Origin of the sequence: Hydrogenophaga sp. ANAO-22 (genome assembly GCF_042466645.1) — a bacterium.
Classification (GTDB): domain Bacteria; phylum Pseudomonadota; class Gammaproteobacteria; order Burkholderiales; family Burkholderiaceae_C; genus Hydrogenophaga.
Map to the genome: position 1 here is coordinate 1,945,763 of NZ_CP159956.1, position 11,920 is coordinate 1,957,682.

At 70.5% G+C, this 11,920-nt stretch carries 12 protein-coding genes; all 12 read left to right on the forward strand.

The window, feature by feature from the left end; translation table 11 throughout:
- Positions 1-144: 144 nt before the first annotated feature.
- The 12 genes from gspG (at position 145) to ABSY19_RS09265 (ending at position 11,907) form a co-directional block, all read left to right on the forward strand.
- Complete coding sequence (gspG, locus tag ABSY19_RS09210; protein ID WP_382163751.1) at positions 145-522, forward strand: type II secretion system major pseudopilin GspG; 378 nt, start codon at positions 145-147, stop codon at positions 520-522.
- 121 nt (positions 523-643) lie between these two features.
- Complete coding sequence (locus tag ABSY19_RS09215) at positions 644-1,096, forward strand: prepilin-type N-terminal cleavage/methylation domain-containing protein (protein ID WP_382161638.1); 453 nt, start codon at positions 644-646, stop codon at positions 1,094-1,096.
- Positions 1,093-1,461: a type II secretion system minor pseudopilin GspI gene (gspI, locus tag ABSY19_RS09220; protein WP_382161641.1), complete on the forward strand. Its 369-nt coding sequence runs from the start codon at positions 1,093-1,095 to the stop codon at positions 1,459-1,461. The genes ABSY19_RS09215 and gspI overlap by 4 nt, the downstream gene beginning before the upstream one ends.
- Before the next feature lie 2 nt (positions 1,462-1,463).
- Positions 1,464-2,198, forward strand: coding sequence for a type II secretion system protein J (locus tag ABSY19_RS09225; protein WP_382161644.1), 735 nt, complete (start codon positions 1,464-1,466; stop codon positions 2,196-2,198).
- Positions 2,198-3,175 carry a type II secretion system minor pseudopilin GspK gene (gspK, locus tag ABSY19_RS09230; RefSeq protein WP_382161647.1) on the forward strand — a complete coding sequence of 326 codons (978 nt, stop codon included), beginning with the start codon at positions 2,198-2,200 and terminating at the stop codon, positions 3,173-3,175. The genes ABSY19_RS09225 and gspK overlap by 1 nt, the downstream gene beginning before the upstream one ends.
- Before the next feature lie 103 nt (positions 3,176-3,278).
- A complete protein-coding gene (gene gspL / locus ABSY19_RS09235; RefSeq protein WP_382161650.1) occupies positions 3,279-4,586 on the forward strand; it encodes a type II secretion system protein GspL in 1,308 nt (435 codons plus the stop codon).
- Between the two features lie 2 nt (positions 4,587-4,588).
- Positions 4,589-5,125, forward strand: coding sequence for a type II secretion system protein GspM (gspM, locus tag ABSY19_RS09240; protein WP_382161653.1), 537 nt, complete (start codon positions 4,589-4,591; stop codon positions 5,123-5,125).
- Positions 5,122-5,916 (forward strand): type II secretion system protein N, encoded by a 795-nt coding sequence (gene gspN / locus ABSY19_RS09245; RefSeq protein WP_382161656.1) that lies wholly within the window; start codon positions 5,122-5,124, stop codon positions 5,914-5,916. Before gspM ends, gspN begins: the two co-directional genes overlap by 4 nt.
- 45 nt (positions 5,917-5,961) lie before the next feature.
- Positions 5,962-8,163 carry a type II secretion system secretin GspD gene (gspD, locus tag ABSY19_RS09250; RefSeq protein ID WP_382161659.1) on the forward strand — a complete coding sequence of 734 codons (2,202 nt, stop codon included), beginning with the start codon at positions 5,962-5,964 and terminating at the stop codon, positions 8,161-8,163.
- A 10-nt stretch (positions 8,164-8,173) separates the two neighbouring features.
- On the forward strand, positions 8,174-9,616 hold the full coding sequence (gene gspE, locus ABSY19_RS09255; RefSeq protein ID WP_382161661.1) for a type II secretion system ATPase GspE: 1,443 nt from the start codon (positions 8,174-8,176) through the stop codon (positions 9,614-9,616).
- 159 nt (positions 9,617-9,775) lie between these two features.
- A complete protein-coding gene (gspF, locus tag ABSY19_RS09260; RefSeq protein ID WP_382161664.1) occupies positions 9,776-11,005 on the forward strand; it encodes a type II secretion system inner membrane protein GspF in 1,230 nt (409 codons plus the stop codon).
- Positions 11,006-11,007: 2 nt separating this feature from the next.
- The gene (locus ABSY19_RS09265) at positions 11,008-11,907 is read left to right on the forward strand and encodes a 5'-nucleotidase (protein WP_382161667.1); all 900 of its coding nucleotides are present in this window, start codon (positions 11,008-11,010) and stop codon (positions 11,905-11,907) included.
- Positions 11,908-11,920 lie beyond the last annotated feature (13 nt).

The window sequence follows — 11,920 nt, forward strand, 5'->3', positions numbered from 1 at the left end:
CCGGCCTGGCCATCGGGCCGTTCCACAGGCCCTTGTTCGCGGGAGATTGATTTGCCACACCTGACCACCCCCACCCTGCGCACGCCGGCCTTCGCGGCCCGCCTGGCCCGCACCCTGCAACGCGGCTTCACGCTCATCGAGCTCATGGTGGTGCTGGTCATCATCGGTGTGCTCGCTGCGCTGATCGTGCCCAACGTGCTGGACCGGGCCGACGATGCGCGCGTGACCGCCGCCAAGACCGACGTCAACAACCTGATGCAGGCGCTCAAGCTGTACCGGCTGGACAACCAGCGCTACCCGACGAACGAACAAGGCCTGAACGCCCTGGTGGCCAAACCGACCGCCGGGCCCGTGCCGCCGAACTGGCGCCCCTATCTCGACAAGCTGCCCGGCGACCCCTGGGGCCGCCCCTACCAGTACATCAACCCGGGCCTGAGGGGCGAGGTGGACGTGCTGTCGCTCGGTGCCGACGGCCAGGCGGGTGGCGAGGGCAAGGACGCCGACATCGGCAGCTGGCAGTGAAAAACAAGCCCCCACGCTCCGCCGCCGCGCGGGTCGCTGCCCCCCAAGGGGACTGGCCTTGCTTGGGGCGGCCCTGCGCGGCGGCCACCATCGGCCTCCCGGCAACACGGTTTCCCTGATCATGCCCAGCAAGGCACACGGCTTCACCCTGCTCGAACTCATGGTGGTGCTGGTGATCGTGGCCTTCGCCACCGCCGGTGTGAGCGTGGCCTTGCGCGACGACGGCGCCACCCGCCTGGAGCGCGAGGGTCTTCGGCTCACGGCCATGCTGGAGTCCGCGCGCGCCCAGTCGCGCACCAGCGGGCTGCCAGTGGTCTGGCGCAGCCTGCCGCAAGGCTTCGAATTCCTCGGCCTGCCCACCCAGGCGGGCACCGGCTCGCTCACCGGGCCGCGCCCCTGGCTCAACCAGGACACCCAGGCCCAGGTGCTGCAACCGCCGGGTGCGCAAACCCTGGTGCTCGGGCCCGAACCGCTGATCGCCGCACAGCGGGTGATGCTGGTCCAGGGGGACCGGCGCATCACCCTGGGCACCGACGGCCTTTCGCCCTTCACCGTGCTGGCCGCCACACCATGACGCGCCCGCGCGGCTTCACACTGATCGAGGTACTCGTCGCCCTCGCAGTGGTTGCCATCACCCTGGCCGCCGGGCTGCAGGCCACCGGCGCCCTCACCCGGGCCTCGGGCCGGCAGAGCGACCAATGGCTGGCCCAGCTGTGCGCCGAGAACGAACTCACCCGCTTGCGCCTGCAACGCCAGTTGCCCGGCACCGGCGACACCGACACCGTGTGCACGCAGGCCGGGCGCGAGATGCGCGTGCGCTTGTCGGTGCTGCCCACGCCCAACCCGAACTTCCGGCGCGTGGACACGGTCGTCGAAGCCGCCGTGGATGGGGTGAACGTGCGCCTGCTCAGCCTCTCCACCGTGATGGGCCGGTATTGAGCATGATGAAACACGCGCGCGGGTTCACCCTCGTCGAACTGCTGGTGGCCATCGTCGTGATGTCCATGCTCGCGCTGCTGAGCTGGCGCTCGCTGGACGGTATGACGCGCACCCAGAACATCACCCAGCAACGCGCCGACGATTTGCTGCGCATGCAGGCGGCCATGGGCCAGTGGGCCGCCGACCTGGACGCCCTGATCGACACCGGCGAAGTCAACGCGCTCGACTTCAACGGCCAGGTGCTGCGCATGACGCGGCGCGACAGCGGCGAAACCGGCCTGGACAGCCGCGGCATCCGCGTCGTGGCCTGGGCGCGGCTGACCGGCGTGGCGCTGGCCGGCCTGCCGCAGATTTCATCGAGCATCAAGGCCAGCGGCCAATGGGTGCGCTGGCAGTCCGGTCCGCTGTTGCGGCGCGACGAACTGGCGCGCGCCTGGCAACGGGCCGGCGAATGGGGCCGCGGCGCCCTGCCCTCCCAGGCGGGCAACGCCAGTTCCGACAGCGCCATCGCCCTGCTCGGCATCGACAACTGGCAGCTTTTCTACCACCGGGGTGAAACCTGGGGCAACCCGCAGTCGTCCACGGGCAATGAAGAGCCCGTGGGCGGCCCCGAGGGCGCGCGCACCGGCAGCCTGCCCAACGGCGTGCGCCTGGAACTCGTGCTCGGCACCGGCGAAGGCCTCAGCGGCAGCCTGGTGCGCGACTGGGTCCGCCCCACTCTGGAAGCGGGGCGCTGATGAAGACCCTGCGACGACACCAGCAAGGCGCAGCGCTGCTGCTCGCCATGCTCGTCGTCACGCTGGTGGCCACCCTGGCCTCGGCCGCGTTGTGGCAGCAGTGGCGCTCGGCCGAGGTCGAGCAGGCCGAGCGGCGCCGCGTGCAGGCCGGCTGGGTGTTGACCGGTGCGCTCGACTGGGCGCGCCTGATCCTGCGCGAGGACGCGCGCGACAACCAGAGCAGCGGCAACGCCGACCACCTGGGCGAGCCCTGGGCCATGCCGCTGGAGGAAGCACGCCTCTCCAGCTTTCTCGCCGCCGACAAGAACAACAACACCGACGGCATGCTGGAGGCCTTTCTCTCGGGCGAAGTGATCGACATGCAGTCGCGCATGAACTTCCTGAACGTGGTGCGCACCGTGGGCGCGGGCGCCCAGGCCAAGGTGGAACTCTCCGAAGCCGACATGCGCAGCTTCGCCAAGCTCTACGAACAACTCGGGCTGCCGGTCTCGGAACTCAACGCCGCCGCCAACGAGCTGCGCACCTCCATGAGCCTGGCGCTGAGCGACCCCCTGCCCTCGCGCACCGCCCTGCTGCCCCGGAAGTACGCGCAACTGGCCTGGCTCGGCATCAGCCGCAACAGCCTGGCCGTGCTCGAACCCCACGTCACCGTGCTGCCCACCCGCTCCACGCTCAACCTCAACACCGCCAGCGCACAGGCCATCTGCGCCAGTGTGCCGGGCCTGGACATGGCCCAGGCCCGGCAGATCACCAGCGCCCGCGAGCGCGAACCGTTCAAGAGCCTGGCGGACGCCAGTGCCGTGGTGCCCGCCATGACGGGCCAACTGTCTGATCTGTACCACGGTGTGCGCAGCAGCCACTTCGAGGTGCGCGGGCGACTGCGGCTCGACGACACCATCATCGAAGAGCGCTCTCTCGTCGTGCGCAACAACCTTGATGTGCGTGTGAACTGGCGCGAACGCTTCGCCCGGCGCTGAAACGGCGTGTTTTCCCGGTCCACATCAGGCCCCAGAGAGTCGCCCAGGGTCTCTAGAATGAGGGGCTCGCCGCCCTGTAACACCTTCGCATGACCGCATCACCGTGCTGATCGTCACTCCTTCGGACTTTTCCGCTGCGCCCCCGGCGGGACCCACGGCCCTTTTCGACTGGGCCACGTCCAGCAATGGCCAGCAGATCACCGACCACGGTCAGTGCGCGGCCGCGTTGCTGCCGCGGGACGACGACGTGGTGCTCGTGCTGCCGCCGCGCGCCGTCTCCTGGCACAGGGTCGCCCTGCCCAAGGTCGCCACCGCGCGCCTGCGGGCCGCGCTCGAAGGCCTGCTGGAAGACCGCCTGCTGGCCGACACGGCCGACCTGCACTTCGCCCTGGAGCCCGGAGGCCGTTCGGGCCAGACGGTGTGGGTCGCCGCCTGCCACAAGGTCTGGCTGCGCGGCTGGCTGCAGATCCTGGAGGGAGCGGCCCGCCCGGCCGGGCGCATCGCACCGGCCCTGTGGCCGCTGGTGCCCTCCGAAACCCCCGGCGCCACGCCGGGTTCCTCGCGCAGTTTCGCGCTGGACGTGCCCTCCAACGTCCACTGGGCCTACAACGAGAACGGCGAGATCTGGCTGGGCAGCGCCGGCCTGCTCGGCGTGAGCTGCACACCGCTGCGAGAAACGCCCCTGGGCCATGGCACCGCCGGCGACATGGTGGTCACCGCGCTCATGCCACCCGCGAGCGACGCGCCAGGCGAGCCCGGTGAATACGACGTCTGGCTGGCCGACCCCACCGTGGCCGGACAGGCCGAGCAGGTGCTGCAGCAGCGTTTTGAGCTCGTCGCCCTGCCCGCGTGGTTGCTGCGCTGCGCCCAGTCCGACTGGAACCTCGCGCAGTTCGACCTCAGCCTCTCGGCGGGCGCGCGGCGCGGCCAACGGCTCAAGCGCAGCTTCCGGCAATGGCGCAACGCCCCGGCCTGGCGACCCGCGCGCTGGGGCCTGGCGGCGCTGGTGGGCGTGCAATTGGTGGGCCTGAACGCCGCCGCCTGGCACGAGCGCAGCGGCCTGGAAGCCAAACAGAAGGCCGTGGTGCAGACCCTGCAGAAAAGCTTCCCGCAAGTGACGCTGGTGCTCGACGCACCTGTGCAGATGCAGCGCGAGGTCGCCCGTCTGCAGCAGGCCACCGGCGCCCTCTCGGAAGGCGACCTGGAAACCCTGCTCGCGGCGATCGACCAGGCCTCGGCCGGCGAAGCCCTGCTGCCCTCCACCATCGCCTACAGCACGGGCGAAGGGCGCTTCTCGGGCTGGCGCGCCACCCAGGACCAATTGCGCGCCCTGCAACAGTCGCTGCAGAACAGTGGCTGGCGGGTGCGTTTCGATGGCAATGAGCTGGCCCTGCGCCCGCCGGAACCCTGACCATGGCCACCGCCTCTTCTTCCCCCTCCCCCATCGCCAGGCTCACCCTGGCCCTCTCGGTGGCGCTGGCCCGCCTCTCGTCCCGCGAGCGCAACGCCGTGACCATCGCCGCCTGGGTGATCGGCCTGGGCCTGGTGTGGTGGGTGGCCATCGCGCCCGCCCTGGACACGCTGCGCCAGGCCCCCACGCGCCACGCCCGGCTGGATGCCCAGCTCGGGCAGATGCAGCGCATGGCCGCCACCGCCGACGCCCTGCGCAGCCAGAACACTGCCCAACCCCCCGGCCGCGACGAGGTGTTGCGCGCCGTCGAGACCGCCACCAACGGCCTGTCCGGCACCGGCCAGCTTTCGGTGCTGGGTGAGCGCGCCACGCTGACCCTGCGCAACACCCCGCCCGAGGCCCTGGCCCAGTGGCTGGCCCAGGTGCGCATCAACGCCCGTCTGCTGCCGGTGGACAGCCAGATCCACCGCGAGCCCGGCAGCCCCGGCTGGAGCGGCACCGTGGTCCTGACCGGCCCCGGCCTGGGTGGCACACCATGAACGGCAACTGGCCCATCCGCCTGGCCTGGATCGGTGGCCTGCTCGGCCTGCTGTTCGCCGTCGTCGTGTTCGCGCCCGCGCGCTGGCTCGCCAGCGGCGTGACGTCGGCCACCCAGGGCCAGCTGCAACTGGTCAATGCCCGCGGCACGGTCTGGAACGGCCAGGCCGATCTGGTGCTGACCGGCGGCGAAGGCAGCCGCACCCAGACCGCGCTGCCCCAGGGCCTGCAATGGCAGCTCGCGCCGCGCCTGGCCTCGGGATCGCCCGCGATGGCGCTGCGCCTGATGGCCCCCTGCTGCACCCCCGAGCCCCTGGCGATGACCTTCATTCCCCGCCTGGGCGGCGGCGAACTGCGCGTGGCCAGCTCCACCAGCCTGTGGCCGGCCGAACTGCTCAGCGGCCTGGGCACGCCCTGGAACACCTTGCGCGTGGAAGGCCAACTGGCCCTGCAGACCGCCGGTCTCACCCTGCGCTGGGACGAGGGCCGCGCCAGCATGCAGGGCGAGGCCGCCATCGACGCGCTCGACCTGGCCTCGCGCCTGTCCCCCCTGCGCCCCCTGGGCAGCTACCGCATGACCCTGCGCGCCGACGCCGACGGCAACACCACCACGCTGAACCTGGAAACCCTCAGCGGCGCGCTCAAGCTGCAGGGCGCGGGCCGCTGGGTCGGTGGCCGCCTGCGCTTCGAAGGCGTGGCCGAGGCCGCGCCCGAAGCCGAAGCCGCACTGGGCAACCTGCTCAACATCATGGGCCGCCGCCAAGGCCCACGCTCGCTGCTCAACATTGGCTGACAACTGAGCGCGCCCCTTCTCCACACTTCAAGATACGATCCGACCATGAAACCGAACCCACTCCGTGTCGCCCCGGGCCGTGCAGCCCACGGCGGTGCGCTCACGGCGCTGGCACTGGTCCTGTGCCTGCTGTCGGGCAACGGCATCTCGCAGACGGCGCGCGCGCCGGCCGCGGCGAACGAGCCCGTCACCCTCAACTTCGTCGCCGCCGAAATCGAAGCGGTGGCGCGCACCATGGCCACCATCACGGGCCGCAACGTGGTGGTCGATCCGCGCGTGAAGGGCACCGTCAACCTCGTCACCGAGCGGCCCGTCACCCCCACCGCGGCGCTCAACCAGTTCGCCGCCGTGCTGCGGCTGCAGGGCTTCTCGCTGGTGGACACCGGCGGCCTCTACAAGATCGTGCCCGAGGCCGACGCCAAGCTGCAGGGCAACGTGGTGAGCGCCGGTTCGGTGTCGGCCCTGCCCGCCTCCAACACCGTGGTCACGCAGATCTTCCGGCTCAACCACGAATCGGCCAACAACCTCGTGCCGGTGCTGCGCCCGCTGATCGGCCCGAACAACACCATCAACGTCAACCCCGGCAACAACTCGCTGGTCATCACCGACTACGCGGACAACCTGCAGCGCATCGGCCGCATCATCGCCTCGCTCGACGTCGCCGGCGCGACCGACGTGGAGATCATCCCGCTGCAGCACGCCGTGGCGGCCGACATGGCCGCGCTCGTCACCCGGCTGATCGACCCCGCCACCGCCGGCGGCGGCGCGCAGGCCGACCAGTCCTACAAGACCACGCTGGTGGCCGAACCGCGCAGCAACAGCCTGGTGCTGCGCGCGGCCAACCCCGCCCGCCTGGCCCTGGTGCGCTCGCTGGTGGCCCGGCTGGACCAGCCCTCTTCCGACAAGCTCAGCGGCAACATCCACGTCGTCTACCTGAAGAACGCCGACGCCACCTCGCTGGCCACCACCCTGCGCGCCGCGCTGGCGGGTGAGTCCTCCGGTGGGCTGAGCGGCGGTTCCCTGGGCGGTGGTGCGACGTCCCCGCTCAACCGCGCGGCCCTCACGCCCACCGGCACCGCAGGCGCGAACAACAACAACAACGCGGCCACCGCCGCCGTCACGCCCAGCGGCTCGCCGTCGACCGGCGGCCAGATCCAGGCCGACCCGGCCACCAACTCGCTCATCATCACCGCGCCCGAGCCGCAGTACCGCCAGTTGCGCGCCGTGATCGACCAGCTCGACTCGCGCCGCGCCCAGGTCTACGTGGAAAGCCTGATCGCCGAAGTGAACGCCGAGAAGGCGGCCGAGTTCGGCATCCAGTGGCAGGGCGCGCTCGGCAGCTCGGGCGACCGCGTGATCGGTCTGCTGGGCACCAACTTCGGCACCGGTGGCCGCAACATCCTGGAACTGGCCCAGGGCAATGCCACGCCATCCCCCGGCATGAACCTGGGCCTGGCGCGCCGCACCAACGGCGTGTACGTGCTGGGCTTCCTCGCGCGCTTCCTGCAGGAAAACGGCGAAGGCAACGTGCTCTCCACCCCCAACCTGCTCACGCTGGACAACGAAGAAGCCAAGATCGTGATCGGCCAGAACGTGCCCTTCGTCACCGGCCAGTTCACCAACACCGGCAGCAACGAAGGCTCGGTCAACCCGTTCCAGACCATCGAGCGCAAGGACGTGGGCCTGACGCTGCGCGTGAAGCCGCAGATCAGCGAGAACGGCACCATCAAGATGACCATCTACCAGGAGGTCAGCAACGTCGTGCCCTCTTCGGTCAACTCCACCACCGGCCTGATCACCAACAAGCGCACCATCGAATCGACCGTGCTGGTCGAGGACGGCGCGGTCGTGGTGCTGGGCGGCCTGCTGCAGGACGAGTACGCCGGCAATCAGGAGAAGGTGCCCGGCCTGGGTGACGTGCCCATCTTCGGCAACCTGTTCCGCAGCGAAACCCGCTCGCGCAAGAAGACCAACCTGATGGTGTTCCTGCGCCCCGTGGTGATGCGCGACGGGCGCGAAACCAGCAGCCTGGCACTCGACCGCTACGAACTCATGCGCTCGGTGCAGAAGGACGCCCAACCCCGGCAGAGCGGCGTGCTGGGCGTGAACGAGGCGCCGGTCATGCCACCGCAACTGCCGCCACGCGCGCCCTCGCCAGACGGCACGGCGCCGGTGCGCTCGCTGGCCGACCCGCAAACGACGCCCCCGGTGAACCCGGCGCCGCAGAACACGGCGCCCCGGCAGTGAGGCGGCGGCCGTGAAGTACCCGCTGCCCTACGCCTTCGCCCGTGAGCACCACTGGCTCATCGAGGACGACGGTGCCACGCTGACCCTGCTGGGCAGCAGCACGCCCGCCACCGATTCCGGCGCGCAGACGCGGCGCCTCTCGGCGCTGACGGAAATCCTGCGCGTGCACCCGGTCAACGACATCCGCTGGGAAAGCGGCGAGACGCTCAAGCAGCGCATCAGCGCGGCCTACGCCCAGGGTGAGTCCAGCGCCGCCGCCGTGGTCAGCGAGGTGCAGAGCGACGCCGACCTCAGCCGCATGATGCAGGAGCTGCCGGCGATCGAGGACTTGCTGGAGACCGCCGACGACGCGCCCATCATCCGCATGCTCAACGCCTTGCTCACGCAGGCCGCGCGCGACGGCGCGAGCGACATCCACATCGAACCCTACGAACGGCATTCCAGCGTGCGCTTCCGCGTCGACGGCTCGCTGCGCGAAGTGGTGCAGCCCAACCGCGCGCTGCACGCCGCGCTGATCTCGCGCCTGAAGATCATGGCCGAGCTCGACATCTCCGAGAAGCGCCTGCCGCAGGACGGCCGCATCTCGCTGCGCATCGGCACCCGCGCGGTGGACGTGCGCGTCTCCACCCTGCCCAGTGCCCACGGCGAACGCGCCGTGCTGCGCCTGCTGGACAAGAGCGAGAGCAAGCTCAGCCTGGAAGCCGTGGGCATGCAGGGCGATGTGCTCAACGCCTTCCGCAAGCTCATCGGCCAGCCGCACGGCATCATCCTCGTCACCGGCCCGACCGGCTCGGGCAAGACCACCACGCTGTACGCCGCGCTGCAGCGCCTGGACGCCAACGCCCAGAACATCATGACGGTGGAAGACCCGATCGAATACGAACTGCCCGGCGTGGGACAGACGCAGGTCAATGCCCGCATCGAACTGACCTTCGCCAAGGCCTTGCGCGCCATCCTGCGCCAGGACCCGGACGTGATCATGATCGGTGAGATCCGCGACTTCGAGACCGCGCAGATCGCCATCCAGGCCTCGCTCACCGGCCACCTTGTGCTCGCCACGCTGCACACCAACGACGCGCCCAGCGCCGTCACCCGCCTGACCGACATGGGCGTGGAGCCCTTCCTGCTGAGTTCCTCGCTGCTGGGCGTGCTCGCGCAGCGCCTGGTGCGCAAGCTCTGCCCGCACTGCCGCCGCGCCGACGACAAGGGCCATTGGCACCCGGTGGGTTGCGAGCAGTGCAACCACACCGGCTACAAGGGCCGCACCGGCATCTACGAACTGATGGTGGCCGACGACACGATCCGCGCGCTGATCCACAACCGCGCCGCCGAGAGCAAGGTGTATGTGGCGGCCGAAGACGCCGGCCTGCGCTCCATGCGCGCCGACGGCCAGCGCCTGATCGATGCGGGCATCACCTCGCCGGAAGAAGTGATGTCGGTCACCCGAGATTGAATATGAATCGCCCACGCGATCTCCCTGGCAAGACGTGTCTCGTGCAGGGCGCCGGAGGGTCCGGCTCTGCCGGCCCAAGGGTGCGTCCCCCCTCCCAGCGCCGAAGGCGCGTCAGCGAGGGGGAAGCCGCGCCAGCGGCGCAGGGGGGAGCTCCTGCTGATGCCCGCCTACACCTTCGAAGCCCTGGACGCCCAGGGCGCCACGCAGAAAGGCCTGATCGACGCCGACACCGCGCGCGCCGCGCGCAGCATGTTGCGCGCGCGCGCCCTGGTGCCGCTGCTGGTCGAACCCGCCGCGGGCTCGCAGGGCACTTCGGCCGCGAAGGGCCTCAACATCACGCTCTGGGGCGGCCGCGCCTTCAGCGCCACCGCCCTCGCGGTCTGGACGCGCCAGCTCGCCGGCCTGGTGGCCGCCGGCCTGCCGCTGGAACGCGCGCTCTCGGCCCTGACCGAAGAGTCCGAAGACGAAAAACAGCGCAACCTCATGGCCTCGCTGCGTTCCGAGGTCAACGGCGGCTCCACCTTCGCCCGCGCGCTCTCTCAGCACCCGCGCGAGTTCTCCCCCATCTACACCGGCGTGATCGCCGCGGGCGAACAGAGCGGCCTGCTCGGCACCGTGCTCGAACGCCTGGCCGACGACCTGGAGGCGCGCGAAGCCCTCAAGAACAAGATCGTCGCGGCCTCGCTCTACCCGGCCATCGTCACGCTGGTGGCGATCGTGATCGTGGTGTTCCTCGTCTCCTACGTGGTGCCGCAGGTGGCCAACGTGTTCGCCGGCAGCAAGCGCGCGCTGCCCTTCCTCACCGTGGTCATGCTCGGCCTGAGCGACTTCGTGCGCTCCTACGGCTGGTTCATGCTGGCCCTGCTGGCGCTGGGCATCGGTGGTGTCGTGTTCGCGCGCCGCAACGAAGCCATCCGCCTGCGCATGGACGCCGCCTGGCTGCGTCTGCCGCTGGTGGGCCGCCTGGCGCGCGGCTACAACGCGGCCCGCTTCTCGGCCACGCTGGCCATGCTCGCGGCGGCCGGCGTGCCCATCCTGCGCGCCCTGCAGACCGCCGCCGAAACCCTCTCCAACCAGGCCATGCGCGCCGACGCGCTCGACACCGTGGTGCTGGTGCGCGAAGGCGCGCCCCTGGCCTCGGCCCTGGGCAGCAAGAAGCGCTTTCCGCCGCTGGTGTCCATGTTCGCCCGGCTGGGCGAACAGACCGGCCAGCTGCCCGCCATGCTCGACCGCGCGGCCAAGCAGCTCGGCGACGAGGTGCAGCGCCGCGCCATGCACATGGCCACCATCCTGGAGCCCCTGCTGATCGTGGGCATGGGCCTGGTCGTGATGCTGATCGTGCTCGCGGTGCTGATGCCGATCATCCAGCTCAACCAACTCGTCACCTGACCATGGGCGTTTCCCTCGAAGGCAAGCTCGTCGTTGCCATCTCTTCCCGCGCCCTGTTCGACTTCGAGGAAGAAAACCGCCTCTTCGAAACCGGCGACGACCGCGCCTACATGAAGCTGCAGCTCGACCGGCTGGACCAGCCGGCCGCGCCCGGCGTGGCCTTCTCGCTGGTGCACAAGCTGCTCGCCTTCAACGACGCGCAGGCGCAGCGGGTGGAGGTGGTGATCCTCTCGCGCAACGACCCGGTCTCGGGCATGCGCGTGTTCCGCTCCGCCAAACACTACGGCCTGCCGATCCAGCGCGGCAGCTTCACGCGCGGCCAGCCGCCCTGGCGCTACCTGCGCCCGCTGCGCGCCAACCTGTTCCTCTCCACCCACCTGGCCGACGTGCGCGCCGCGCTCGAGGCCGGCGTGCCCGCCGCGCAGGTCTACCCCCAGTCGGTGCACGCCAGCAGCGAGCACCCGAACGAGGTGCGCATCGCCTTCGACGGCGACGCCGTGCTGTTCTCCGACGAGGCCGAGCGCGTCTACCAGGCGCAAGGGCTCTCGGCCTTCCAGGAACACGAGGCCAGCAAGGCCGCGCTGCCGCTGGCCGGCGGCCCCTTCAAGCCGCTGCTCGAAGCCCTGCACCGCCTGCAGAGCGAGGGCACGCCGATGATGCGCGTGCGCACCGCGCTGGTCACCGCGCGCAGCGCCCCGGCGCACGAGCGCGCGATCCGCACCCTGATGAACTGGAACATCGAGGTCGATGAAGCCATGTTCCTCGGCGGCCTGCCCAAGGGCGAGTTCCTGCGCGAGTTCGAGCCCGATTTCTTCTTCGACGACCAGACCGGCCACATCGAGTCGGCCGCGCTGCACGTGCCTGCCGGGCATGTGGCCAGCGGGGTCAGCAACGGCGCCTAAGCCCCGCCTCAGC